General features: G+C 70.4%; 25 protein-coding genes and 1 tRNA gene. 10 read left to right on the top strand and 16 right to left on the bottom strand.

The window, feature by feature from the left end:
* Window positions 1-89: 89 nt before the first annotated feature.
* A complete protein-coding gene (locus ASF76_RS10715) occupies window positions 90-716 on the bottom strand; it encodes a 50S ribosomal protein L25/general stress protein Ctc (protein WP_055957089.1) in 627 nt (208 codons plus the stop codon).
* A gap of 407 nt (window positions 717-1,123) precedes the next feature.
* Between ASF76_RS10715 and ASF76_RS17605 the strand changes: the two genes are divergently transcribed.
* Window positions 1,124-1,249, top strand: coding sequence for a hypothetical protein (locus ASF76_RS17605; protein ID WP_261742869.1), 126 nt, complete (start codon window positions 1,124-1,126; stop codon window positions 1,247-1,249).
* Between the two features lie 125 nt (window positions 1,250-1,374).
* On the opposite strand, the gene ASF76_RS10710 is transcribed toward ASF76_RS17605, so the two are convergent.
* The 6 genes from ASF76_RS10710 to ASF76_RS10685 all read right to left on the bottom strand — a co-directional run bounded on the left by ASF76_RS10710 (window position 1,375) and on the right by ASF76_RS10685 (window position 7,475).
* Window positions 1,375-2,403 (bottom strand): zinc-binding dehydrogenase, encoded by a 1,029-nt coding sequence (locus tag ASF76_RS10710; RefSeq protein ID WP_055957086.1) that lies wholly within the window; start codon window positions 2,401-2,403, stop codon window positions 1,375-1,377.
* Window positions 2,404-2,412: 9 nt separating this feature from the next.
* Window positions 2,413-3,159: a fumarylacetoacetate hydrolase family protein gene (locus tag ASF76_RS10705; RefSeq protein WP_055957085.1), complete on the bottom strand. Its 747-nt coding sequence runs from the start codon at window positions 3,157-3,159 to the stop codon at window positions 2,413-2,415.
* A complete protein-coding gene (locus ASF76_RS10700; protein ID WP_055957083.1) occupies window positions 3,159-3,926 on the bottom strand; it encodes an SDR family oxidoreductase in 768 nt (255 codons plus the stop codon). Before ASF76_RS10700 ends, ASF76_RS10705 begins: the two co-directional genes overlap by 1 nt.
* A complete protein-coding gene (locus tag ASF76_RS10695) occupies window positions 3,923-5,338 on the bottom strand; it encodes an MFS transporter (RefSeq protein WP_055957081.1) in 1,416 nt (471 codons plus the stop codon). Before ASF76_RS10695 ends, ASF76_RS10700 begins: the two co-directional genes overlap by 4 nt.
* 246 nt (window positions 5,339-5,584) lie before the next feature.
* The gene (locus tag ASF76_RS10690; protein WP_055957079.1) at window positions 5,585-6,379 is read right to left on the bottom strand and encodes an IclR family transcriptional regulator; all 795 of its coding nucleotides are present in this window, start codon (window positions 6,377-6,379) and stop codon (window positions 5,585-5,587) included.
* Between the two features lie 40 nt (window positions 6,380-6,419).
* Complete coding sequence (locus ASF76_RS10685; RefSeq protein ID WP_055957263.1) at window positions 6,420-7,475, bottom strand: D-2-hydroxyacid dehydrogenase; 1,056 nt, start codon at window positions 7,473-7,475, stop codon at window positions 6,420-6,422.
* Window positions 7,476-7,585: 110 nt separating this feature from the next.
* Between ASF76_RS10685 and ASF76_RS10680 the strand changes: the two genes are divergently transcribed.
* Entirely contained in the window at window positions 7,586-8,506 is a 921-nt protein-coding gene (locus ASF76_RS10680) for an NAD(P)-dependent oxidoreductase (protein WP_055957077.1), read from the top strand.
* 15 nt (window positions 8,507-8,521) lie between these two features.
* Here the strand turns inward: ASF76_RS10680 and ASF76_RS10675 are convergent, their stop codons facing one another.
* Window positions 8,522-9,232 (bottom strand): FadR/GntR family transcriptional regulator, encoded by a 711-nt coding sequence (locus tag ASF76_RS10675; protein ID WP_055957075.1) that lies wholly within the window; start codon window positions 9,230-9,232, stop codon window positions 8,522-8,524.
* A gap of 126 nt (window positions 9,233-9,358) precedes the next feature.
* Here ASF76_RS10675 and ASF76_RS10670 point away from each other — a divergent pair, with 126 nt between their 5' ends.
* The 6 genes from ASF76_RS10670 (at window position 9,359) to ASF76_RS10645 (ending at window position 15,745) form a co-directional block, all read left to right on the top strand.
* Complete coding sequence (locus ASF76_RS10670) at window positions 9,359-10,762, top strand: GntP family permease (protein ID WP_055957073.1); 1,404 nt, start codon at window positions 9,359-9,361, stop codon at window positions 10,760-10,762.
* 21 nt (window positions 10,763-10,783) lie between these two features.
* Window positions 10,784-11,293, top strand: coding sequence for a gluconokinase (locus tag ASF76_RS10665; RefSeq protein WP_055957070.1), 510 nt, complete (start codon window positions 10,784-10,786; stop codon window positions 11,291-11,293).
* 88 nt (window positions 11,294-11,381) lie between these two features.
* Window positions 11,382-12,977: an NADP-dependent phosphogluconate dehydrogenase gene (gndA, locus tag ASF76_RS10660; protein ID WP_055957067.1), complete on the top strand. Its 1,596-nt coding sequence runs from the start codon at window positions 11,382-11,384 to the stop codon at window positions 12,975-12,977.
* A 50-nt stretch (window positions 12,978-13,027) separates the two neighbouring features.
* A complete protein-coding gene (locus ASF76_RS10655) occupies window positions 13,028-13,453 on the top strand; it encodes a VanZ family protein (RefSeq protein WP_055957063.1) in 426 nt (141 codons plus the stop codon).
* Window positions 13,454-13,457: 4 nt separating this feature from the next.
* Window positions 13,458-14,192 (top strand): response regulator transcription factor, encoded by a 735-nt coding sequence (locus tag ASF76_RS10650; protein WP_055957060.1) that lies wholly within the window; start codon window positions 13,458-13,460, stop codon window positions 14,190-14,192.
* 98 nt (window positions 14,193-14,290) lie between these two features.
* A complete protein-coding gene (locus ASF76_RS10645; protein WP_055957056.1) occupies window positions 14,291-15,745 on the top strand; it encodes a sensor histidine kinase in 1,455 nt (484 codons plus the stop codon).
* Between the two features lie 168 nt (window positions 15,746-15,913).
* Here the strand turns inward: ASF76_RS10645 and ASF76_RS10640 are convergent, their stop codons facing one another.
* The 7 genes from ASF76_RS10640 to ASF76_RS10610 all read right to left on the bottom strand — a co-directional run bounded on the left by ASF76_RS10640 (window position 15,914) and on the right by ASF76_RS10610 (window position 22,328).
* Window positions 15,914-16,399 carry a hypothetical protein gene (locus ASF76_RS10640; RefSeq protein WP_055957054.1) on the bottom strand — a complete coding sequence of 162 codons (486 nt, stop codon included), beginning with the start codon at window positions 16,397-16,399 and terminating at the stop codon, window positions 15,914-15,916.
* A 157-nt stretch (window positions 16,400-16,556) separates the two neighbouring features.
* Window positions 16,557-18,110, bottom strand: coding sequence for an FAD-dependent oxidoreductase (locus ASF76_RS10635; protein ID WP_055957050.1), 1,554 nt, complete (start codon window positions 18,108-18,110; stop codon window positions 16,557-16,559).
* Complete coding sequence (locus tag ASF76_RS10630) at window positions 18,107-18,985, bottom strand: FAD:protein FMN transferase (RefSeq protein WP_055957048.1); 879 nt, start codon at window positions 18,983-18,985, stop codon at window positions 18,107-18,109. Before ASF76_RS10630 ends, ASF76_RS10635 begins: the two co-directional genes overlap by 4 nt.
* Window positions 18,986-18,990: 5 nt before the next feature.
* A complete protein-coding gene (locus tag ASF76_RS10625) occupies window positions 18,991-19,503 on the bottom strand; it encodes an FMN-binding protein (protein ID WP_055957046.1) in 513 nt (170 codons plus the stop codon).
* Window positions 19,504-19,782: 279 nt separating this feature from the next.
* Complete coding sequence (locus tag ASF76_RS10620) at window positions 19,783-20,817, bottom strand: ribose-phosphate diphosphokinase (RefSeq protein ID WP_055957043.1); 1,035 nt, start codon at window positions 20,815-20,817, stop codon at window positions 19,783-19,785.
* Window positions 20,807-22,255: a bifunctional UDP-N-acetylglucosamine diphosphorylase/glucosamine-1-phosphate N-acetyltransferase GlmU gene (gene glmU, locus ASF76_RS10615; RefSeq protein WP_055957039.1), complete on the bottom strand. Its 1,449-nt coding sequence runs from the start codon at window positions 22,253-22,255 to the stop codon at window positions 20,807-20,809. Before glmU ends, ASF76_RS10620 begins: the two co-directional genes overlap by 11 nt.
* 1 nt (window position 22,256) lies before the next feature.
* Window positions 22,257-22,328 (bottom strand) — tRNA-Gln (locus tag ASF76_RS10610).
* Between the two features lie 84 nt (window positions 22,329-22,412).
* Here ASF76_RS10610 and ASF76_RS10605 point away from each other — a divergent pair.
* Window positions 22,413-22,910, top strand: a complete 498-nt coding sequence (locus ASF76_RS10605; protein ID WP_055957038.1) for a MarR family winged helix-turn-helix transcriptional regulator — start codon at window positions 22,413-22,415, stop codon at window positions 22,908-22,910.
* Complete coding sequence (locus tag ASF76_RS10600) at window positions 22,907-23,419, top strand: hypothetical protein (protein ID WP_055957035.1); 513 nt, start codon at window positions 22,907-22,909, stop codon at window positions 23,417-23,419. Before ASF76_RS10605 ends, ASF76_RS10600 begins: the two co-directional genes overlap by 4 nt.
* A gap of 156 nt (window positions 23,420-23,575) precedes the next feature.
* Here ASF76_RS10600 and ASF76_RS10595 read toward each other — a convergent pair whose 3' ends face one another.
* Complete coding sequence (locus ASF76_RS10595; protein ID WP_055957033.1) at window positions 23,576-25,369, bottom strand: ABC-F family ATP-binding cassette domain-containing protein; 1,794 nt, start codon at window positions 25,367-25,369, stop codon at window positions 23,576-23,578.
* Window positions 25,370-25,468: the final 99 nt, after the last annotated feature.

Raw genomic sequence — 25,468 nt, 5'->3', positions numbered from 1 at the left:
CATGAGCCGGGCCGCGAGAGCCGCGGAAAGAGAACGAGGGGGCGCGAGTCGCGCCCCCTCGTGATCGGCGGGCCGGAGCCCGCCCGGGATTACTTGTCGTCGCCCTCGGCCTCTTCGGACTGCTCCTCGGCGATCTCTGCGTCGGCCTCGGCGATCTCCTCGTCGGCGGCGAGGGTGTCGAGCGGGACCGAGACGCCCACGATGAGGGTCTCGGGCTCGGTCACGAGCGTGGCGCCCGCGGGCAGCGTCAGGTCGGCAGCGGTGATCTGCGTGCCGTCCTCGGCGCCCTCGACCGAGACCTCGACGTTCTGCGGGATGTGGGTGGCCTCGACTTCGAGCGACACGGTCGTGTTCTCGAGGTTCGCGATGGTACCGGGGAAGGGCTCACCGATGACCGTGACGGGCACGTCGACCTGGACCTTCTCGCCCTTGCGCACCACGATGAGGTCGATGTGCTCGATGATCTGACGCACGGGGTCCTTCTGCACGTCCTTCACGAGCACCAGCTGGCCCTTGCCGGCGATGTCGAGGTCGAGCAGCGCGTTGGCGCGACGAATGAGCAGCGCGACCTGGTGGCCGGGCAGCGCGACGTGCTGGGGCTCGGTGCCGTGACCGTAGATCACGGCCGGGATCTTGCCCGCGGCGCGAAGGCGACGGGCGAAGCCCTTGCCGAAGTTCTCGCGCAGTTCCGCGACGACCTTGTTGTCTTCCGACATGATGTTCTCCTCGCGGGCACGCGGCCCGCAGCTTGTGCGCGGACATGGCCCGCACCTGTGTGGTCTGGATTCGACTCGAACGCGAGCGCGTGAGGAAAGCCGGGGAGCCTGCATCACTGCGTCGATCACGGATGCCACGTGCACCGGGCGGTGCGCGGCAATCCCTCGCCGAAGTTCCCCGGAAGTCTACCAGCGCTCGCGCGTCCCTACGACCCGCGTGCCCAGGCCCCCTCACCGGACTCGTCAGTGTCGGACACCCGAGCGACGTGCCAGCGTCGGACGTCCGCGCAGCGTGACGCGACGCAGGTGCCGGCGAGGCGGCGACCATCCCTGACCGCCCCGGCGCGGCAGGGGCACGGACCTCGCGACGGTAGGATCGATGTGCCACACCGACCCGGAGGATCATCATGGACAGCGGCTTCTTCTCTCACGTCGTGCTCTGGGTCATCGGCGGTATCGCCACGATCGGCCTCGTCGGCACGGTCGGCGCCCTCTTCTCGATGGGGCGCAACGCGGGCTACAAGAAGCACTGACCCTCGGCGCCCCGCCGCGGGGCTCCACGGATCGGCGCCCCTCGACAGGGTGGAACGTTCCTCTTTCGGCGCACGTCTCCTCATCGCGCTGGCCGTCGACGGAGCGCTGCCCCGCGGCTCGACCGTCAGCCGAACGAGAGCGCGACCTTCGACGACGCGGACGAATCGGCGGCGGTCGCGAAGGCCGACAGGGCGTCCGCGACCGGGACGACGTGCGTGATGATGCCGTCGACGTCGAGCGAGCCGTCGGCGAGCGCCGCGATCACCTCGGCGAACTCGTCGCCGAAGCGGAACGACCCGGTCAGGGTGAGTTCGCGCGTGATGGCGGTCGCGAGCGGAGCCATCACTGACCCGGCGGCCTGCAGGCCCAGCAGGACGACGGTGCCACCGCGACGGGCGGCGGCGATGGCGGATGCCAGGCCGGGCACCGTCCCGCTGGATTCGATCACGACGTCGGCGTGCAGCTGAGCGATCGCCTCGTCGTCGCGCGCATCGAGCGCCCGAGCGCCGCGCGCCTCCGCGAGCGAACGCGGAAGCTCGTGGAGATCGGTGGCTATCACCTCGGCTGCGCCGCGGTGGCGCGCGACCGCGACGGCGAGTTGACCGATGGGCCCCGCGCCGATCACCGCGACCCGGCGTCCCACGACGGATCCGGCCTGGCTCACCGCGTGCCACGCGACGGCGGCGGGTTCCGCCAGGACGGCCACGCGCATGTCGAGACCCGAAGGGAGGGGGAACAGCATCCGCGAGGGCAGGGCCACGCGCTCGGCGAAGCCGCCCTGGGTGTGCGGCAGGTGCATGGCGGAGCCGAGGTAGGTCGAGGCCGGCGCGAGCTGGGGCCGATCCTCCGGCCAGGGCGTCACCCCGTCACCCCGGGGGGTGAGCGGGTGCACGGCCACCGGGGTTCCGACGGCCGGCCCGCTGCCGTCGGCCGCAGCACGTACGACCGTGCCGGACAGTTCGTGCCCGAGCACGAGCGGCTCGCGGAGGATCGACGCGCCGGCCGCTCCGTGACGCCAGTAGTGCAGGTCGGACCCGCAGACGCCGCCGTAGGCGACGGCGACGACGGCCTCGTCGGCACCGGGGATCGGTTCGTCGGTGTCTTCGACGCGGAGGTCGTCGGCGGCATGGGCCACCACGGCGAGGTTGGTCATCGTCGCTCCTCAGGACGTGGGGGTCGACAGGCGCAGGTCGCCGATGACGATCTCGACGGTCTCACCGGCGTGGACGGGGGCCTGCGAGTGCGGGGCGCCCATCATCACGACATCGCCCGGGCCGAGGGTCGTCCACCCCGCGACGTAGGCGAGGCACCCCCGGGGCGTCATCGGCAGGCGACCGGCCGACGTCTCGGCCCGGGCGACGCCATCGGCGAGCAGTGCCATGGGCAGGTCGGCGTCGAGCGAGAGGGCGGTGTCGATCCACGGCCCGAGCGGGGTGTACCCCTCCCCCGACTTCGACTCGAAGTTGCGCGGATCCACCACTGCCCGGTCGGGGCTGGACAGATCGTTCACCGCGGTGATCCCGAGCACGTACTCATGGGCGTTCTCGGCCGTGAGTCCGGTCGTATCGCGCCCGATCACGACGGCCACCTCAGCCTCGGCCACGGTCTGGCCGGCATCGCGGCGCAGTCGCACGGTGACCCCGGGGCCCGTGACGGTTCGCGGACTCTTCAGCCACGCCTGCACCGGCGACGCGTGGCCCGGCCCGTTCTGCGCGATGCCCACGACGACCGTCGGGGTGCACGGAGGAGCGAGATCGCCCTGGACGGGCTGGACGGGCTCGGCGGCATCCTGCGGCTCTTTCCCTCCCGCGAACGCGGCGTAGGGGTCGTCGACGGGGATGAACGACCCATCGTCGTCGACGCGCACGGTCGTGACGCCACCTGACGTGATCACTCGAGCGATACGCATCAGACCACCGCCGTCATTCCGCCGTCGACGAAGATCGTCTGACCGTTGACGAAGTCGCTCGCGGAACTGGAGAGGAACACCAGCGTCCCCACCAAATCACTGGTGTCCCCCCATCGTCCCGCCGGGGTGCGCGTGCGCACCCACGCCGAGAACGTCTCGTCGTCGACGAGAGCCTGCGTGAGCTCGGTCGCGAAGTACCCCGGCGCGATGGCGTTCGCCTGGATGCCGTGGGGTGCCAGGTCGGCGCACAGCCCCTTCGTCAGCATGGCGATGGCCCCCTTCGTCGCGCCGTACGCGGCGATCGAGGGGCGGGCGAGTTGCGACTGCACGCTGCCGATCTGCACGAGCTTGCCCGAACCTCGTTCGATCATGCCCCGGGCCACCCGCCGCGAGACGTAGAAGGCGCTGGAGAGGTTGGTGCGCACCAGGTCGTCCCAGTCGGCGTCGGCGAACTCCGCGATGGGCGCGCGACGCTGGACGCCGGCGTTGTTCACGACGATGTCCGGGATGCCGTGGCCCTGTTCGATCCGGTCGATGCCGGCGTCGACGGCGGCCGAGTCGCCGACATCGAACGTCGAGACGTACGCGGTCACGCCGGTCGCCGCGGTGATCTCGTCGGCGGCGCGGCCGGCGGTCACGGCATCCCTCCCGTGCACGATCACCGTGGCGCCCGCCTCGGCGAGCCCCTGGGCGAGGGTGCGGCCGATGCCGCGGCTGGAACCGGTGACGAGGGCGAGCCGGCCGGCGAGGTCGAACGCGCCGCTCATCGGATCGTCCGGACGGTGACGGTCGTGGCATCCACGCCCTCGCCGGCCTCTTCACGCGACACCTTGATGGCGTCGTCGGTGCGCGTGAGGTCGCGACGCAGGGTCTCGGGGACGAGGAAGGTCGAGGCGGTCGTGATCAACGCCAGGGTCGCCATGTAGATCGCCAGCAACAACCAGTTCGCATCGCTGACGGCGATGATGTAGGCGCCGAGGACGCCCGCGAGGCCACCGGCGAGAACGGCCGAGAGCTCGCGCGCCATGGCCACGCCGAGGTAGCGGTGACGGTTGCCGAACAGCTCGGGGAGCATCGCGCACTGCGGTCCGAGCATCGAGTTGACCGCGATGCCGATGCCGATCGCGACGACGGCGATGGTGATCGGGTAGCTGCCGAGCGACATGAGCCACCAGGCCGGGAAGGTGAAGACGAGCATGAACAGCGCACCCGCACGGTAGACGGTCCGCCTTCCCATCCGGTCCGACAGCGCACCTGTGAGCGGCACCGAGAAGATACCGATGAGGGAGCCGAGCGTGACACCCCACGTCAGCAGGCTGCGGTCTGCCTGGCCCCCGACGGTGGCGACGAAGAACGTCAGCGCGAGGGTGTTGAACATGTAGGAGCCGCCGTTCTCGGCCATGCGCAGGCCGATGCCGACGATGACGCCCGGCAGGCCCCGGGTGAAGATGTCGCGGACGGGACGCTCGGCGATCTGCTCGCTCTTCTCGAGCTCGATGAAGGTCGGCGTCTCACGCAGACGCATGCGGATGAACAGTGCGAGCAGGATGAGCACGAACGAGGCGAGGAACGGCACGCGCCAGCCCCAGCTGAGCAGCTGATCCTCGGGCAGCAGCGAGATCAGGCTGAAGACGACGGCCGCGAGCAGGGTGCCCGCCTGGATGCCGATGAAGGGCAGCGCCGAGAAGAAGCCGCGGCGCTTCACGGGCGCGTACTCGGCCATGAGCACCGTGGCACCGGCCTGCTCGGCGCCGGCGCCGAAGCCCTGGAGCAGTCGCATGATCACGAGCAGGATCGGCGCGAGGATGCCGACGGCCTCGTAGGTGGGAAGGAGACCGATAGCGGTGGAGGCTCCACCCATCAGCAGGATCGTGATGACGAGCACCCACTTGCGGCCCAGCTTGTCCCCGAGGACGCCGAAGAAGAGCCCGCCGAAGGGCCGGGCGAGGAAGCCGACACCGTAGGTCGCGAACGCGGCCACCGTGGCGAGGGCGGGGTCGTCCTGTGAAAAGAACAGGACGTTGAAGATCAGCGCCGTCGAGAGGCCGTACAGCGCGAAGTCGAAGTACTCCAGCGCGCTGCCGATGCTCGAGGCGAGCGTGGCGCGGCGCAGGTTCGCGGCGTATTCGGGATCATCCGTCGGCTGCGGCGTCGGTGTGGATGCAGTGGTCACGGCCATCTCCTTCGATCGGCTGGTGTCTTGCGACGAGCCGACTGTACCAACGGAGTGAACGCAGTTCAATATGTTGGACAGAATTCGCGAGGGGTTACGGTCGGTGCCCATCGATTCGGGGCGGGATCGGCCGTTCGGAGCGCGGCGAACGCGCCCCGAAGGGCGCGGGAGGCGCCCCGAACCCGCGCCCCGCGACGCCCGACGCAGGGCGCGAGAGACGCGTCGAATCCGAGCCGTGGGCCGCGACGCGCGTCAGGTGGCGCGGGAAGCGCTGAACGGGTTCGTCAGTGCCCGCGCCGCCTCACGAAGCGCAGCGCCGACGCGCGAGATCCGCTCCGGTGCGGCATCCGCCACGGGGATGCCGACCCCCAGCGCCAACTGCGGATCGCCCGGCGCCCAGCCCTCGAGGGGCACGGCGACGCCGACGATGCCGCGGAACGACTCCTCCTCGTCGACCGACCACCCGCGCTCACGGGCGGCGGCGATCTTGGCGAGGACGGCATCGACGTCGATCGTGCTGTGCGAGGTGAGCCGGGGCAGCGGACGCCCTCGCGAGAGCATCTCCCGAACGTCGTCGTCACTGCGGGTCATCAGCAGCGCGCGGCCCGTCGCCGACAGCGCAGCGGGCAGACGGGACCCCAGGGGCGTTCCGAGGCGCACCGAACGCGATCCCTCGTAGCGCGCGAGGTAGAGGGCGTCGGTGTCGTCGAGCACGGCGACCTGTACGAGCTCCGTGGCGAGCACCGGCGAGGTCTCGCACACGGCGTAGAACTCGCGCACCTGGTTGAACTGCGCGGCGAAGGCGCCGCCGAGCTCCGCGGTACGGATGCCGAGGCGGTACCCCAGCGGGACGCGCTCGATCATGCGCCCTGCCTCCAGCGACAGGCACAGATTGGCCGTCGAGGACTTCGCCAGGCCCAGGCCCGCGGCGAGCTCCGTGAGTGTCAGCGCACGTCCCGCCTCGGCGAGCAGACCGAGGAGTCGGATGCCGCGCCCCACCGCCGGGGCAGGATCCCGGACGACGCCGCCCTCTTCGTCATCGCTCACCGCGACCTCCCCGTCGTGCGGGCGCCACCGCAGCGGCGCGTCAGTAGAACTCGACCGTATCGACAACGGCGCGCATCGGTTGCCCGTCGAGAAGGCGCGTGGCGTTCTCGGCGAAGCGGCGGGCGATGCGCTCCTCCTCTTTGCTGCTCAAGGCCGCCGTATGCGGGCTGACGAGCACGCGCGGATGCCGCCACAGCGGGGAGTCCTCGGGCAACGGCTCCACCTCGAAGACGTCGAGGGCGGCGAACGACACCCGCCCGTCATCGAGGGCCGCGAGGAGCGCAGCCTCGTCGATCACCGTTCCGCGACCGACACTGGCGAGGATGACCCCCGGCTTGACCGCCGCGAGCACGCGGTCGTCGATGAGATGGTGCGTCTGGTCGGTGCCGGGGAGGGTGACCACGATGGCATCCACATCTCCGACGGCACTGACCAGCTCCTCGAGCGGGACCAGGCGGTCGACCCCGTCGACGGGCGCGCCGGAGCGGGTGGTCCCCCACACCTGGGCGCCGAGGGCGTGGAAACGGCGGGCGCACTCGGCACCGATACCGCCGAGCCCGACGACGAGCACGGTCATCTCGTCGACCTGGCGCATCTCCCACCGGTCGGTCCATGCGCGTTCGGCCTGCTGTCGGGCGAGACGGGGCAGGTCTTTCGCACCGGCCATCACGCCGAAGACGGCGAACTCCGCGAGAGGTCCGCCGTGCACGCCCGCACTGGTGGTGAACACGACACGGTCGAGCGCGTCGCGGTCGAGGCCGGCGGCCTTCACCTGGCCACCTCCGCCGGCGGCCGTGGTCATGACCCAGCGCAGGCGCGGATTCGCGGCGACCGTGCGGGCGAGGACCGTCGGATCGACGTCGGGGATGCCGAAGAGCACGTCGGCCGAGTCGACCATGGCGTCGAACTCGTCCTGCTCCTTCGCCGAGCGCTCGTGGGCGGGGTCACCGGACCAGTCGGCGGGGCCGCGCATCGGATGCATCAGCCGCGCGTCGCGCACGAGGTCCAGCCGCGGCTCCAGCCGCTCGATGAGACGGCAGTGCTCCTCTTTCAGGGGCACGGCCACCACGGCCCGTAGTCTGTCGTTGGTCGACATCGTCGTCTCTCCCTCCGCCGCGTCGGTGGGTGACCGCCACGGCTCGCGTAAATCCTCGTTCACCATACTGAACCCTGTTCAACCTGTTGTCCAGCAGCTAGGATGCCGTCATGACGCAGCTCGACGAAGAGACGGCCACCCCCGCAGCGACCGACGTGCGACTGGGCGTGTGGGGCCTCGGCGCGATGGGCGAGCCTATGGCGCAACACCTCCTGGCCGCGCGCGGGGCACTCACGGTGCACGCCCGCCGTGAACGTCCCGCCCTGACCGACGCCGGCGCGCACTGGGCTCCCACTGCCCGCGAGCTCGGGGCCGCGACCGACGCCGTGCTGGTGATGCTGCCCGATCTGCCGCAGCTCGGGGAACATCTCGACGGGCCCGACGGCCTGCTGGCCGGCATCGGAGAGCGCGAGTTCCTGCTCCTGATCGGATCGACGTCGTCACCGGTCGGCGTGCGCGACCTGGCTGAGCGCTTGGCCCCCGGCATCCGAATCGTGGACTGCCCCGTCTCGGGCGGCGAGGATGGCGCGAAAGCCGGGACGCTGTCGATCATGCTCGGTGGCTCACCCGCCGACACCGACCTCGCCGCAGCCCTCCTGGCACCCTGCGGCACCCCGGTGCGCCTCGGCCCACTCGGCGCGGGAGAGGTCGCGAAGGCGTGCAATCAGATGGTCGTGGCGGCGACCATCCTGGCCCTCGGCGAAGCGACCGAGCTCGCGGCCCGCTCCGACGTCGACCCCGCCGCCCTCTGGGCGCTGCTCGGGGGCGGATACGCCGGCTCGAACCTGCTCCAGAGTCGCCGGCAGAAGCTCGTCGACGGCGACGACTCCCCCAGCGGCATCGCCGGATACATGGTAAAGGACCTGGGCTTCGCGGCCGATGTCGCCGCGGCCACCGGTACCCGACCGGCGCTGCTCCCGGCCCTGCGCGACGCCTTCGACGAGATCGTCGAGCGCGGCCTCGGCGAGCGCGACATCGCCGTCACCCGCCGTTTCACAGCCGAGCGCAGCGAGACCGACGCGTCCGGCTGACGTCGGCGGATCCGCTCAGTCGTCGGAGGTTGCGGATGCCATGGCGTCGCCGGCCTCGCGCACGATCAGACTCATCGCCTGGGCGGCCTCGTCCGCACGGCCCGCGGTGACGGCGAACGCGACGTCCTGGTGCCAGCGGACGGCGTGCGGGTTGGCGTCGTGCGGCATGAGGTCGTGCAGGGTGCGCCCCACGAGCACCGACTCCACGACCGAGCCGAGAGCGGCGAACATCGCGTTGCCGGATGCCGCGAGCAGCGTCCGGTGGAACCGCACGTCGGCCGCGAGATACTCGGCGCCGTCCGCGTCGCGCTCGGTACGGGCCATCTCCATCACGGCGGAAACGAGGTCGCGGCGCTGCGCATCGGTGGCGGAAGCGGCGGCCGCCCGAGCGGCGAGCGGTTCGATCGCGCCTCGCAACGCGCTGAGCTCTCGCAGTTGGGCGCCGCGGCCGGGGCCCGCGAGCCGCCACGCGATGATCTCGGGCGCGTAGACGTTCCATTCCGTCGCCGGGAGCACCTCGACGCCGGTCTTGCGACGTACGCGCACGAGACCGAGCGACTGCAGCACGCGAACGGCCTCGCGGCCGGCGCCGCGAGATGACCCCGACGACAGCTCCGCCGTGATCAGGCGGGATCCGGCCGCCAGTTCGCCGTCGACGATGGCCGACCCGAGGCGATCGACGAGCGCGTCGTGCAGCGACACCGCCTCGTTGCGCTCCGTCGTCATTCCTCGATGATGCCAGACGTGACGTAAGACATTTTCAGTTTCATCGTGCGTGATTCGTCGTCATGTGGTTTTATGTACGACAAATAACAAGCGGCATTGCTGCCGCCCGCCGGAACAAGGACGCTCATGGCCCTCACCTCCCTCCCCGCACCCCTGGTGCTCGCCGCCGCCGACACCGCGACCGCCGCCCCGGCCGGACAGCTGATCACCGCCGCCCTGGTCGGCGTCGCCCTCATCGTGGTGCTGATCACGTGGGGCAAGCTCCACCCGTTCCTCGCCCTGACCATCGGCGCACTCACCACCGGCGTGGTCGCCGGCATGGCGATCCCCACCACCGTCACCAGCTTCACCGGCGGTTTCGGCTCGACGATGGGCGGGGTCGGCATCCTCGTCGCCCTCGGCGCGATCTACGGAAAGCTCCTGGCCGACTCTGGAGGCGCCGACCGCATCGTCGACACCCTCGTCGCGCGCGCGACACCCCGGAGCCTGCCGTGGGTGATGGGCCTCATCGGCGCGATCATCGGCCTGCCGATGTTCTTCGAGGTCGGTCTCGTCACGCTGGTGCCGGTCATCATCCTCGTCGCCCGCCGGTCCGGCGTCGCGCTGATGAAGATCGCCATCCCCACCCTGGCCGGTCTGTCGGCGATGCACGGTCTCGTGCCCCCGCACCCCGGCCCCCTCGCCGCCATCGACGCGCTGGGCGCCAACCTGGGCCTGACCCTCTTCTTCGGCGTGATCGTTGCCATCCCCGCCGTCATCATCGCGGGCCCGCTCTTCGCGCCCATCGCCGCCCGGTGGGCACCGGTCCCCGTTCCCGAGCTGTTCCTCTCGGCGGAGGAGAAGGGCGACGCGCCCGCGCGCCGGCCCTCGTTCGCCGCGACCCTGGCCAGCATCCTGCTCCCCGTCTTCCTCATGTTGCTCAAGGCCGTCGCCGACATCGTCGCGCCGGGGTCGAACGACGCGTGGAAGGTCGTCATCGACTTCCTGGGCCTGCCGATCATCGCGCTGCTGCTCGCCGTGCTCGTCGGCTTCGTCGTGCTGGGCCGCGGGGCGGGCTTCGACCGCGCCAAGCTGACGAGCGTCGTCGGCTCCTCTCTCGGACCGATCGCCGGCATCCTGCTGATCGTGGGCGCCGGCGGCGGTTTCAAGCAGGTGCTCGTCGACACCGGGATCGGCAAGGTCATCGCCGACCTCGTCGCCGGGTCCAGCGTGTCGGTGCTGCTGCTCGCCTGGCTCGTGGCCGTCGTGATCCGCGTCGCGACGGGATCGGCCACCGTCGCCACCATCACCGCCGCCGGAATCCTGCAGCCTCTCACCGAAACCCTGGACGCCCCCATGACGGCCCTGCTCGTGCTGGCCATCGGTGCGGGATCGGTGTTCCTCAGCCACGTCAACGACGCCGGCTTCTGGCTCATCAAGGAGTACTTCGGTCTCGACATCCCCATGACCCTGAAAACATGGACGGTGCTGGAGTGCGTGATCTCGATCACGGGCCTGGCCGGCGTCCTCGTCATCAGCGCGTTCGTCTGACCGGAACGGAAAGAGAGCATCATGGCATCCCACCCCGTCCTCGTGTTCATGGGACCCGCCGGCACCGGCAAGTCCACCGTCGCGGGCATGCTCGCCGGCCGCCTCGGCTGGGACTTCCAGGAGGGCGACGACCTGCACCCCGAGGCCAACGTCGCCAAGATGGCGTCGGGGCACGCGCTGAACGACGACGACCGCTGGCCCTGGCTCGACCGGGTCGCCGCCTGGATCGACGGCCGGATCGCCGCGGACCGTCCGGGCATCATCACGTGCTCCGCGCTCAAGCGCAGCTACCGCGACGTCCTGCGTCGCGACGACGTGACCTTCGTGCTGCTGATGGGCGACCCCGCCCTCGTGCTCGAGCGACTCTTGCGCCGTCAGGGCCACTACATGCCCCCGTCGCTGCTCACCTCGCAGTTCGACACCCTCGAGATGCCGGATGCCGACGAGCAGGCGATCCGCGTCGACCTCGACCTCACCCCGCAGGAGCAGGTGCAGGAGGTCGTCGACCGTCTGCGCCTCTCCCCCGCCTGAAACACGGGGGACCCGAGCCGATAAAGTGGCATCGGCAACCCCACGTGCGCCCGATACCCCTTCTCGCAGCCGATTTACGGAGCAACGAATGACGTCGACCCCCTCCCCGACCGGACCCTCGATCGATCAGGATCAGGCCCCTCACCGGGCCGCACAGGTGCACGAGGGTGCGCCCGGCATCGAAGAGGTGGAACGCCCCACCGCCGAGGCCGACTCCCGCCCCGAGGGCACGGGCGACGGTCGCGCGAACATCGGCGTCGTGGGCCTGGCCGTCATGGGCTCGAACCTCGCGCGCAACCTCGCCAGCCGCGAGGGGAACACCGTCGCGGTATTCAACCGCAGCGCCGACAAGACCGAGCACGTGCTCGAGGCGCACCCCGAGGCGAACTTCGTCGCGTCGTACTCCTACGAAGACTTCGCCGCCTCGCTGTCGAAGCCGCGCACCGCGATCATCATGGTCAAGGCCGGCCGCCCCACCGACTTCGTCATCGACGAGCTGGTGAAGGTGTTCGAGCCGGGCGACATCATCGTCGACGGCGGCAACGCCCTGTTCACCGACACCATCCGCCGCGAGAAGGCCGTGCGCGACACGGGCATCAACTTCGTCGGCATGGGCGTCTCGGGCGGTGAGGAGGGCGCGCTCCTCGGCCCCTCGATCATGCCCGGCGGCTCCGACGAGGCCTGGGCCACGCTCGGCCCGATCCTGAAGTCGATCGCCGCGGTCGCCGAGGGCGAGCCCTGCGTCACGCACGTCGGCCACGACGGCGCCGGACACTTCGTCAAGATGGTGCACAACGGCATCGAGTACGCCGACATGCAGCTCATCGCCGAGGCCTACGACCTCATCCGCCAGGCCACGGGCAAGACCCCCGCCGAGATCGCCGACGTGTTCGCCGAGTGGAACCGCGGCGAGCTGGAGTCCTACCTCATCGAGATCACCGCCGAGGTGCTGCGTCAGGTGGATGCCGACACGAGCAAGCCCCTCGTCGACGTCATCCTCGACCAGGCCGGCGCCAAGGGCACCGGAGCCTGGACCGTGCAGACCGCCCTCGACCTGGGCGTGCCCGTCTCGGGCATCGCCGAGGCCACCTTCGCGCGGTCTCTGTCGAGCCACCCCGAGCAGCGCGAGGTCTCGCGCGAGCTCCCCGGGACCTCCGTCACCGAGCTGCTCTCGGGTGACGACGCCGACACCTTCATCGAGCAGGTGCGCCTGGCGCTGTACGCCTCGAAGATCGTCGCGTACAGCCAGGGTTTCGACGAGATCCGCGCCGGCGCCGCCCAGTACGACTGGAAGATCGACCTGGGCGCGGTGTCGAAGATCTTCCGCGGCGGCTGCATCATCCGCGCGCAGTTCCTCAACCGCATCGCCGAGGCGTACGACGCCGACCCGACGCTGCCGGTGCTGCTGACCGCACCCTATTTCGTCGAGGCCCTCGGGCGTGCCCAGGACTCGTGGCGCGGGATCGTCGGGCTGGCCGCGGCCGCCGGTATCCCCGCTCCCGCCTTCAGCTCGTCGCTGGCCTACTACGACGGTCTGCGCGCCGAGCGTCTGCCCGCCGCCCTCATCCAGGGCCAGCGCGACTTCTTCGGCGCCCACACCTACCGCCGGATCGACAAGGAGGGCACCTTCCACACCCTCTGGTCGGGCGACCGCACCGAGATCGAGGCCGAGGACACCCACTGACCCGGCTGGTCACGAGGCGGCGACGAGCACTGCTCGTCGCCGCTTCGGCGTTGTACGCGTGGGGCCTGTGGTGGATGACGTTGCGCCCCACGCTCGTCGACCCGCAGGTGGAGAGCGTGATCTGGCGCCTGGTCCGGGTGCTGCAGTCGGTGCCAGGGCTGGGATGGGTCACCTACGACGGAGTGGAGTTCACGGCGAACGTCGCGATGTTCGTTCCCCTGGGGGCGCTCATCCTGGTCTGGCGCGGCCGCTGGTGGCACGGCATCCTGGGCGGACTCGTCCTCAGCGCCGGCATCGAGACGTGGCAGCTGCTTTTCCTGCCGACCCGCGTCGCCGACGTCCGCGACCTCGTCGCGAACACGCTCGGCGCCGCGATCGGAGTGGGGACGGTGGTGCTGTTCAGCCGGTGGGGTGCTCGCTCACAGCAATCACATAACCCGCTCCATAGAAAGGTCATAGATTTCCCCGCAGAATGAGTGCATGACCGCGACCGCCGCCGCCCCCGCCTTCACCCGCCCCGACGGGAGCGCCCTGCGCGTGCTCGTCGTCGACGACGAGCAGATGCTCACCGACCTGCTGTCGATGGCGCTCCGCATGGAGGGCTGGGATGTCAAGACCGCCGGCTCCGGATTCGATGCCCTGCAGTCCGCCCGCGAGTTCGAACCGGATGCCATGGTGCTCGACATCATGATGCCCGACCTCGACGGCATGGCCGTGCTGCAGCGCCTGCGTCACTCGGGCAACGACGTTCCCGTGCTCTTCCTCACCGCGAAGGATGCCGTGGCCGACCGCGTCGCGGGCCTCACCGCCGGCGGCGACGACTACGTCACCAAGCCCTTCAGCCTCGAGGAGGTGGTGGCGCGCCTGCGCGGTCTCATGCGCCGAGCCGGCACCGCGCTGACGCGCGACTCCGAGCCGATCCTGCGTGTGGGCGATCTGTCGCTGAACGAGGACAGCCACGAGGTGGTCCGCGGCGGCAAAGAGATCGAGCTGACGGCGACGGAGTTCGAACTGCTGCGTTTCCTCATGCGCAATCAGCGGCGCGTGGTGTCGAAGGCGCAGATCCTCGATCGCGTCTGGAACTACGACTTCGGCGGTCGCTCGAGCGTCGTCGAGCTGTACATCTCGTACCTGCGGAAGAAGATCGATGCGGGGCACGAGCCGCTCATCCACACCGTGCGCGGCGTCGGCTACATGATCAAAGCCCCTCAGTGAGCCTCCCGCCCCGGCCCGCTCCCCCGCTCCCCGAACAGCCCCCGCGCGAGAGTGTGATCACGCGGCTCCGCCACCCGTGGACGCTGCAAGCGCGGCTGATGACCGCGGTGATCGGCATGGTCGCGTTCATCCTCGTGATGATCGGCATCTCCACCAGCGCGATCCTCAGCCAGGTGCTGTACGTCAACCTCGGTGCGCAGGTCGACGAGGCGGCCTCGTCGGTGCAGTCGCGTACGGCCTTCTCGTCGAGCGCCGAGAGCGTGCTGGAGTCCGCACGGTCCCCCGACGGCACCCTGCTCGTCACGATCTCCGGGACCCGTCTCACGGGGGCCGTGGTCGACGATGAAGGTCCCCGTGAGCTGAGCGCCGACGACCTCAGTCAGATCGCAGACAGCCTGCAGTCCAGCGACACCCTGCAGTCGAGCGACCCCTACGCCCAGACGGTCGACCTCGCCAACCTCGGCGAGTACCTCGTGCGCATCTACCCCGCTCCCGGCGGTGGGGCGTTCCTCGTCGGGCTCCCCCTCTCGAGCGTCACGGGCACGATCGGTGCGATCCTCACAACCGTCGCCCTCGTGACCGCGGGCGGGCTGCTCCTGCTCGCGGTCATCATCGCCATCGTCATCCGCCTCGGTCTGCGCCCCCTGCGCGCCGTCGCCGACACCGCGACACGTGTCGCCTCGATGCGGATGGAGGAGGGCGACGTGTCCATCACCGAGCGCGTGCCCGCCGACCAGGTCGATCCGCACACCGAGATCGGGCAGGTGGGTACGGCGCTCAACACCCTCCTCGACCGCGTCGACGCCTCACTCGGCGCGCGACAGCGCAACGAGGAGCTGATGCGCCGGTTCGTGGCGGACGCCAGTCACGAACTGCGCACGCCCCTGGCATCCATCCGCGGGTTCAGTGAACTGTCGCTGCGGGCCATGCGACAGGCGCAGGACGACGAGAGCCGGCAGCGCGTCGCGCTGGCAGTAGAGACCACGGAACAGTCGCTCGAGCGCATCCAGGCGCAGTCGGTGCGCATGACCCGTCTGGTGGAGGACCTGCTGCTGCTGGCCCGCCTCGACGAGGGACAGGAGCTGGTGTACGGCTCGGTCGACCTGACCCGCCTCGCGGTGGAGGCCGTGGGCGACGCCCGTCCCGCCGGACCCGACCACGCGTGGACGATCGACGTGCCCGACCGGCCCGTCGAGCTCGCCGGCGACGCCTCGCGCCTGCACCAGGTCGTCGCCAACCTCCTCGCCAACGCCCGGACGCACACTCCGGCCGGCAGTGAGATCGCCGTCTCCGTCGCGCACGAAGGCGACGCGGCGGTACTGCGCGTGCACGACAACGGCCCCGGCATCGACCCCTCGGTCGCCTCGCAGCTCTTCGAACGCTTCGCGCGGGCCGATCGCTCGCGCGACCGCAAGACGGGCGGCACGGGACTCGGCCTCTCGATCGCCCGCGCCATCGTCGAGGCGCACCACGGGACCATCTCGGTCCAGAGCACCCCCGGTGACACGACGTTCGAGGTGCGACTCCCCGCGAAGCCGGCCGACCCGGCGTGAGCCGCGGGCCGGTCCATCAGGCTGCGGGCGCAGGGCGTCGACGTCGGTGCCGTCCGCGACCTGAGCGGTGTCGTTTTCGCGTCGTTCAGCGACCCGGACGGCAACACGTGGGAGCTGCAGTCGCTCCGGGGGCTGGGCAAGCGCTGACCGGCTCGGCGAGCGGGGCACTCAGCCCCAGAGCGGCTTCACCGCCGCGGCCAGTGCCCGCAGCTGCCCGCCGTCGACGATGACCCGTGACTCCCCGATACCGAACGCGGGCCACTGCACGACGAGCTCGAGGGGACCCTCGGGCGGGAGCGGCCAGAGCCACAGGCTCTCACGCATCAAGTACTTCGAACTCCCACCGCCTCCCCCACCGCGGATGACACGCAGGGTGTGTCCGTCGCTTGGATCCGTCACCGGAGCGCCGAAGCTTCGGTCCTCGAAGATCCGCTTCCCGTCGTCCAGCGCCATCCCCCATCTCAGACGATCGTCACCGCTGGCACCTCCTGCGCCGTGACCGGAGAACTCCGTCTGCGCAGCCCGCCACTGCCGATGATCCCGAGAGCCCCGGCGCAGGTGCCGTTCGATCAGCAGTTCGACTCCGTCCGAGAACACGCGTGCGCTCGCGAGCGCGACGACGACATCGTCGCCCCGGCCGATGACTTCCGACACCGCGAAGGACGCGGGGAGCTCGTCGGCCGGTGGCTCGAGCCAGGGGGTGCGCTCGGGCTCCGGGGCAAACGCGAGCTCGTCGTCGGACGGAGGATCAGCGGGAAGAAGTCCATTCCCCCACTCTTCCGCCTGGCGCCTCCCGCCGCCACCGGCGGTTTCAGTACCCCGCGAACGCGTCGGTCGTGAGCGACTTCGCCTTCCCCAGGGCGGGTGCGAGGGCCGAGATCAATCGAGGCGGCCCCGAGACGTACGCCGCGCGCTGCGCGATGTCGGGGACCGCGCGCATCAGCCCCTCGGCATCCACACGATCGGGTCCCGCCCACGACCAGCCGGCGGGCAAATCGCGCGGCTCGTCGCGGGAATACACGACGACGGGGATGCCGCTGGCGGCGATGTCGTCGCGGAACGCGAGCTCCGCCGCCTCCGACACCACATAGACCAGCACGACGTCACGGTCCTGGCCGGTGGCGACGAGGTGACGCAGTTGCGAGACGAAGGGTGTCACCCCGATACCGGCGGCCACCAGCAGCACGGGCGCCGTGGGGCGGGACGGCAGCACGAAGTCGCCCCACACACCGGTGACGGCGAGCGTCGATCCCGACTCGACGGCGGCCAGGGCCTTCTTGTACGACGACTGCGATCCGTCCTTGAACGCGATCCGCACCTCGGGAAGGTCTTCCGGCGCCGACGCGATCGAGAACTCGCGACGGGTGCCGCGGGCATCAGGGCGCCGATGCGGCACGTCGAGCTCGAGGTACTGCCCCGGGGAGAACGAGAACGGCCGGGCAGCGTGGAACGTCAACTCACGCACGGTGGGCGTGAGCTCCTTCCGCCGCTCGACCCGCAGGCGCACGGCCGCCCGCAGGCACAGCAGGAACGCGAGCAGGTTGCCGATCAGCAGAGCACGCTCCTGACCGAGCGTGATGTCGCCGACAGGCACCGGCCAGCCGGCCAGAACGCCGACGACGATCGCGACGACATACTGCTGCGTGCGACGCGGGGGCAGGGTGAGCGGCTCGGACAGCATGAAGGCGCCGAGGAAGAGGAAGGGCGACGAGAACGCCACCTGCATCAGCACGGCGGGTACGTCGACGGGAAAACCCGCGGCCTGGAACTGCACCGTCGTGCGCGCGAACGCCACGATCATCGCCACGGCCCAGAACACCGCAACGATCGGCAGTTTGTCGGTGCGCAGCAGGAGCAGGACGCCCAGCACGAGCACGGGGGCGGCGAGCCAGGGCGAGCCCACCCACCAGGCTGAGGAGCCCAGGTCGGGCGCCCAGATGCTCACGATGGTCAGGACGCTCGCACCGGTCGCGGCGGGGTTGAAGATGTGGCGCCCGCGCCAGACGAGCAGGTACTTCGACGCGGATGCCACGACTCCCGCGAGGGCGAGACCCGCGAGCCCCAGCGGCTCGATCGACGGGCGCAGCACGAACAGCAGGATCAGGGCCGTGATCAGCGATGACTCCAGCCGTCGCGGCATCCGGAGCACGCTCTGGGCGACGAGGTCGGTGGCGGCGCAGGCGACGCCGAGCACCACCGCGCTGACGACGAGCTCGAGCGGGGCGGGAACGACGAGGCCGACGAAAGACAGCACGAGGGCGATCAGCGCGAGCAGCCCGAGCGACGACAGCACGAGGCGGTACATCGAGACCCGGCCGATCAGGCCGAGCATGCGGGTCGAGCCCGCGGTGAGCGTGGCGCTCATGAGAAGACCTCTCCAGTGAATCCGGGCGACCACTCCACGCGGCCGTCGGTGCGCATGCGCACCCAGTGCGCGTTCCAGGATGCCGCGAGTTCGGGACCGCCGTCGAAGAACAGTGCCGTGGCGAGGGCATCGGCCCGCATCGCCGTCTCGGCCAGCGCCCAGGTGGCGGCGAATGCACGCACGGGCGCACCGGTACGGGCGTCGAGCACGTGATGCAGACCGTCGCCCCACGCGCGACGGTTGATGGCCGACGCGCACAGCGCGCCGTCGGTCACCGTGACCACTCCGATGGCGAGGGTGGGATCGTACGGGTGCTCCAGCGCGACGCGCACCGGAGCTCCGCACGCGGCGAGGTCGCCCGAGGCGTCGACGACGACATCGCCGTCGACGTGCGCGCGCACCACGTCGAGCACGAGATCCACGAGGCGGCCCTTGCCCAGCGCGCCCACATCGATGATCGACGCCGTCGACACGCTCAGGCGACCGTCTCGCCACGAGACTGCGTCGCGCCAGGCCGGCGCCGGCTCGGTCTCGGCCGAGGGGACCAGGGTCAGGCGCGCGTCGTAGCCCAGGCGGGCCAGCGCTTCGCCGACCAACGGGTTCACCGCTCCGGCGGTTGCGGCGTCCAGTTCGTCGTAGAGCGAGAGCATGGCGTCCGCGTCGGACGGTGCGGGGACGGATGCCGCCCGGCCCTGCGCGAGCGCCGACACCGTGGAGTCGTCGCGGAAACGCGACCACTCCCGATCGAAGCACTCGACGAGGGCTGCGATCTCGTCGCGGGCGATCGACGACAGCGGGTCGGCCGTGTCGATCGCCCACGTCGTGCCGATCGCGTCGAAGGCCCAGGTCGAGCCCGTCGCGGTCGGAGGGTTCATGATCGTCAGGCCTTGGCCTCGGTCTTGATGGTCTCGACGGCGTTGTTGAAGCCGCCGCTGGTCAGTGATGAACCGGCCACCTTGCTCACCGAGATCTCGTCGAGCTTCTTGCCGACGACCTCTGCGGCGATGCCGCCGATGAACTCGCTCTGGTAACGCCGGGACTCCGCCGCCTGCGGGTCGCCCGTCACGTTCACCTCGGTGATGGTGTCGCCGGCCAGGGTGAGGGTGACGTCGACGGTCTCGACGCTCTCGGGGGTGGCGTACTGACCGGTCGCCTCGTAGGTGCCGTCGGCGTAGGTGCCCGAGGTCGTGGCGCTGCCCGTGGCGGCGCTCTCGCTGGGCGCCGAGGTGGGCGCCGAGGTGGCCGCGGGGGCGGCGGTCGTCGCGGCCGGTGCGGGGGCGGCGGCATCGCTGGTCGCTCCGCCGGCGCAGCCGGCGAGGGTGACGATGCCGGCGACTCCCAGCAGTGCGGTGCCGATGCGGACGGGACGGGGTACGGCTGTGGTGCGGATCATGAGGGTCCTCCTTCGGTCGTGCCGAGCTCGTGCGTTCGTGCTCACGGTAGGGACACGACCTTGACGGCAGCCCGGTTCATTCTTTTGCGCCGGCTGTGAGCGACTCCCTCGTCGGAGCGGGCTATCGCGGACGATCCGGGTGACACGCCGCACCCGCGGCATCCGGGACCCGGCCTGTCAGGGTCCGACGCCGCTCGACGGCGCAGCCGCGGCCGACCCTGACGAACTCAGCCACCTCCCCCGAAGGGCAGATGGCTGAGCGTCGAGGGTGCGGAACGCCTACGCGTCGCCGCCGAACATGCTCGTGACCGAGCCGTCCTCGAAGACCTCGTGGATCGCGCGGGCCAGCAGCGGGGCGATCGGCAGCACCGTCAGTCGGTCGAAGCGGCGCTCAGCGGGCAGCGGGACGGTGTCGGTGACGACGACCTCGTCGATCGCGGCATCCTGAAGCCGTTCGGTGGCCGGGTCGCTGAAGATCGCATGGGTCGCGGCGACGATGACCTTGCGCGCACCGCTGGCCTTCAGCGCCTGGGCGGCCTTCTGGATCGTGCCGCCGGTGTCGATCATGTCGTCGACGAGGAGGCAGGTGCGCCCCTTCACGTCACCGACGATCTCGTGCACCGAGACCTGGTTCGCGACCTTCGGATCGCGGCGCTTGTGGATGATCGCCAGCGGGGCACCCAGGCTGTCGGACCACGTGTCTGCGACGCGCACGCGGCCCATGTCGGGCGAGACCACCGTCAGGGTCTCGCGGTCTTCACCGGTGAGCTTCTGCTCGAAGTGCTCGAGCAGCACGGGCTTGGCGAAGAGGTGGTCGACGGGGCCGTCGAAGAAGCCCTGGATCTGCGCCGCGTGCAGGTCGACGCTCATGATGCGGTCGGCACCAGCGGTCTTGAGCAGGTCGGCCACGAGACGGGCGCTGATCGGTTCGCGACCGCGGCCCTTCTTGTCCTGCCGCGAATACGGGTAGTACGGGGCGACGACGGTGATGCGCTTGGCGGACGCGCGCTTGAGCGCATCGAGCATGATGAGCAGCTCCATGAGCCACTCGTTGACCGGCGGACCGAACGACTGGATGACGAACACGTCGCATCCACGGATCGATACCTCGAAACGGGTGTAGATCTCGCCGGAGGCGAAGGTGCGGTGCTCGGTCGGGGCGAGTTCGGTGCCGAGGTGGTGTGCGACCTGGGCAGCCACTTCGGGATGCGACCGACCCGAGGCGACGACCAGTCGCTTCTTCGTCTTGGCGACGAGCCCGGGGGCGATGCCGTTGTCGCGGTCGAGATCTACACGATTCTTCTTACGAGCCATCGGCCGCTTCCTGTTCAGCCCGAGCCCGAGCGGCCACGTCGGCTGCTGCGGTGCCCGGTCGGTTCTTCTCGACCCACCCCTCGATGTTGCGCTGGGGTGCCACGCTCAGTGCCAGAGCACCGGCCGGGACGTCCTTGCGGATGACCGCGCCGGCTCCCGTCTTGGCGCCATCCCCAATCGTAACCGGCGCGACGAAGACGTTGTGCGAACCGCTGTGCACCTCGTCGCCGATGACCGTGCGGTGCTTGGCGATGTCGTCGTAGTTGGCGGTGATGGCTCCGGCGCCCAGGTTGACGCCGCGTCCGATGTCGGTGTCGCCGATGTACGACAGGTGCGGGACCTTGCTGCCTTCGCCGATCGAAGAGTTCTTCACCTCGACGAAAGTACCGACCTTGCCCCGGACGCCCACGCGGGCATTGGCGCGGAGGTAGGCGAAGGGCCCGACGCTCGCCCCCGCCTCGACCACGGCGAGGGTGCCGTCGGTACGGGTGACGGTGGCGCCCTCGCCGACCTCGCAGTCGACCAGGCTCGTGTCGGGTCCGATCGTGGCGCCCGAGGCGATGACCGTCGCTCCGCGCACGTGCGTGTTGGGCAGGATCGTCACGTCGGGCGCGAGCGTCGCGGTCGTGTCGATCCAGGTGGTGGCGGGATCGACCACGGTGACGCCCTCGAGCTGCCACCGACGCACCGTCCGTGCGTTGAGCGTGCGGCCGGCCTCGGACAGCTGCACGCGGTCGTTCACACCCAGTGCGGCGGAGGCGTCGGAGGTGACGGATGCCGCGACCCCGAGCTGCGCCTCACGCAGCAGGCCGATCACGTCGGTGAGGTACTTCTCGCCCTGCGCGTTGTCGGTGCCCACGAGCGCGAGCTGCGTGCGCAGCGGAGAGGATCGGAAGACGTAGACGCCGACGTTGATCTCGTTCACGGCGGCCTCGTCGGCCGTCGCGTCCTTCTGCTCCACGATGCGGCGGACGCCGTCGGCGTCGTCGCGCAGGATGCGGCCGTACCCGAACGGCTGGTCGACCCGCGCGCTCAGCAGCGTCACGGCCGTGCCGCCCGTGCGATGCGTCGCCAGCAGTTCGGTGAGCGTGCCGGTCTCGAGCAGCGGCACGTCGGCGCTCAGCACGAGCACGTCGCCCTCGAACCCCTCGAGCGCACCCAGGGCGGCCTCGACCGCGCGGCCCGTTCCGGGCACCTCGTCCTGATCGACGACGATCACCCCGGGGGCGAGCTCGGCCACGGTCTCGGCGACGAGCTCGCGCTCGTGCCGCACGACCACGACGATGCGGGCGGGGTCGAGGGATGCCGCGGTGTCGAGCACGTGGCCGACCAACGGCCTTCCGCCCACCGGATGCAGCACCTTGGGGGTGCGTGAGCGCATGCGGGTGCCTTGACCCGCCGCGAGGACGACGACGGCGAGCTCGGTCGTGGAAGTCATGCTCCGCCGCCAGGATTCGAACCTGGACCTAACAGCTCCAAAGGCTGTCGTGCTGCCGTTACACCACGGCGGACCGTGCCCGCGGGCACCGGTCAAGTCTGCCAGACGGCGCGCCTCCGCATCCGCGCCGCGACACCCGGGCCGCCATAATGAGACCGTGAGCCGGGACAGCGACGAGGTCGACCGCATCGTCGATGCGTGGGTCCGCCAGCGCCCCGACCTCGATTTCTCCCCGCTCGAGGTGCTCTCGCGCGTCGCGCGGCTGTCGCGGCACCTCGACATCGCCCGCAAAGAAGCGTTCCGCCGCAGCGACATCGAGTCGTGGGAGTGGGACGTCCTGTCGGCGCTCCGGCGGGCCGGCGAGCCCTACCAGCTCAGCCCCAAGCAGCTGCTGCAGCAGACCCTCGTCTCCAGCGGCACCATGACCAACCGCATCGACCGTCTCGTCGCCCGACGGTTCGTGCGGCGCGAGGCCGACCCGGGTGACGGACGGAGCATTCTGGTGACCATGACCGAAGACGGCCGCGTTCGCGTGGATGCCGCCATCACCCGCCTCGTCGACGCCGAGGCCCTGCTGCTCGAGGGCCTGTCGCGCGGCGACCGCGACCGGCTGGCGACACTGCTGCGCAAGCTCAGCATGGGATTCGACGCGTGAGCGCCGAGGTCAGCTCGCCGTCGCGGTGGGACGGTGTTCGCGCCTGGTTCGACGTGCGCTTCCGCTCCCCCGCCGCGATCTACGGCCTGATCGTGTTCGCGGCGTTCGTCACGATCGCCGACGACCATGCCGAGACGGTGGGCGAGGTGCTGCTGAGCGCCTCGAGCTCGCTCGTGGTGTTCTTCATCGCCCACGTGTTCGCGCACACCCTCACCCAGCACGCGGAGCATGGGCTGCGCCACGCCACCGCCGACGGCATCCGTCATGGCGCCGGCATGCTCTACGCGTCGGTGCCCTCCGTGCTCGTGCTGGTGTTCGCCGACGCCGCTGGCCTGTCGGTCGAGGATGCGTCCGAACTGTGCGGGTGGTCGACGTTCGTGGTGCTCGGGATCCTCGGTTACTTCGCGTACGCGCGGCGCAAGGCGAACCTGGTGATGCGTCTCCTCGGCGCCTTCGCGACCGCGTGCCTCGGGCTGTTCATCGTCATCCTGGAGTACGCCGTCCACTGAGGGGCGGTCGCGCGCCCCGTCTTGGGAGACCGCGCCGGGAGGAGAATCCGGGAGTGGAGGACGGATGCCGGGCACCCGGCCCTCCGCTCCCGGAATCCCCTCCGCTCCCCGGCGTGTCGCCGCAGCGCGGAGCGGCGGCCCCACGTCTCTCGACTCTCAGCCGATCGTCTCGGTGAGCTCGAACCACTGCATCTCGAGCTCGTCGCGCTCGGCCTCGAGCGTCGAGATCCGCTGCATCTCCTTGCCGAGACCGACGTAATCCGCCTGATCGTGCTCGGCGAGCGATGCCTTGGCCCGATCGATCTGCTGCTGCAGCTTCTCGATGCGCCGCTCGGTGGCTGATGCTTCCTTCTGAGCGGCTCGGAGTTCCGCGCCCTGCAGGCCGGACGCCGCGGGGACGCCGCCGGATGCCGCGGAGCGTGAGGGCTCGGCATCCTGGATCGCCCGCAGGCGCAGGTACTCGTCGACGCCTCCGGGGAGATGGCGGAGCCGGCCATCGAGGATCGCGTACTGCTGGTCGGTGACCCGCTCGAGGAAGTACCGGTCGTGCGAGACGACGATCAGCGTGCCCGACCACGAGTCGAGCAGATCTTCCATCGCGGCGAGCATGTCGGTGTCGAGGTCGTTGGTCGGCTCGTCGAGGATGAGCACGTTCGGCTGATCGAGGATGACGAGCAGGAGCTGCAGGCGCCGCTTCTGACCACCCGAGAGGTCTTTCACGGGTGTCGAGAGCTGAGCGCTCGAGAAGCCGAGACGCTCCAGCAGCTGACCGGGTGTGAGCTCCTGCGACTTCGATCCGGCGCCGAAGGCGTAGGTGGTGCGGAGGCTCGCGATCACCACGCGCACGGGGTCGTCCATGTGCTGCTCGAGCTCGTCGAGGCGCTGGGTGAGCGTTGCGACCTTGACGGTCTTGCCGCGCTTCACGCGTCCGCTCGTGGGTTCGAGCGAGCCGGTCACCAGGTTCAGCAGCGTCGATTTCCCCGCGCCGTTCACGCCCAGGATGCCGGTACGCTCACCCGGCGCGATGCGCCATTCGATGTCCTTCAGCACGGTGTGATCGCCGTACGTCACGCCGGCGTCGAGCAGATCGACCACGTCTTTGCCCAGGCGCGCGACGGCGAGGGACTGCAGGGCGACCTTGTCGCGGATCTCGGGCACGTCGGCGATGAGCTCGTTCGCCGCATCGATGCGGAACTTCGGCTTCGCCGTGCGCGCCGGAGCGCCCCGGCGCAGCCACGCCAGCTCTTTCCGAGCGAGGTTCTGACGCCGCTGTTCGATGGTCGCCGCCTGACGGTCGCGCTCGACGCGCTGCAGGATGTACGCGGCGTAACCCCCCTCGAAGGGTTCGACGAGACGGTCGTGCACCTCCCACGTGGCGGTGCAGATCTCGTCGAGGAACCACCGGTCGTGGGTCACGACGAGCAGGCCGCCCGCGCTGGGCGCCCATCGCTTCTTCAGGTGCATGGCGAGCCAGGTGATGGCTTCGACGTCGAGATGGTTGGTGGGCTCGTCGAGGAAGAGCACGTCCCAGTCGCCCGAGAGCAGTGTCGCCAGCGCGACGCGTCGACGCTGACCGCCGGACAGGTCGCCGAGGCGCGCGTCCCACGGCAGGTCGCCGAGAAGGCCCGCGATCACGTCGCGCGTACGGGCGTCGCCGGCCCACTCGTGCTCGGCGCGATCGCCGACGACCGCGTGGCCGATCGTCTCGTCGTCGTCGAGGGTGTCCTGCTGGTCGAGCACACCGACGGTCACGCCGCCGCGCACCGTCACGCGGCCGCCGTCGGGCTCGCGGATGCCGGCGAGCATGCCCAGCAGGCTCGACTTGCCGTCGCCGTTACGACCGACGATGCCGATGCGGTCGCCCTCGTTGACGCCGAGCGAGACGGAGTCGAAGACGACCTTGGTCGGGTATTCCAGGTGCAGGGCTTCGCCCCCGAGCAGATGTGCCATATCCGTCCCAGGCTACGCGGTGCGCCGCGCCTCGTGCTCCCCCGTCGCGCGGGCCGTGACGCGGCGGGGAGGCTGACGGTGGCCGCTCCGGGCACGAGC

The sequence above is a fragment of the Microbacterium sp. Leaf151 genome (assembly GCF_001424225.1).
Lineage (GTDB): Bacteria > Actinomycetota > Actinomycetes > Actinomycetales > Microbacteriaceae > Microbacterium.
This window is presented reverse-complemented; position numbering and strand designations above follow the sequence as displayed.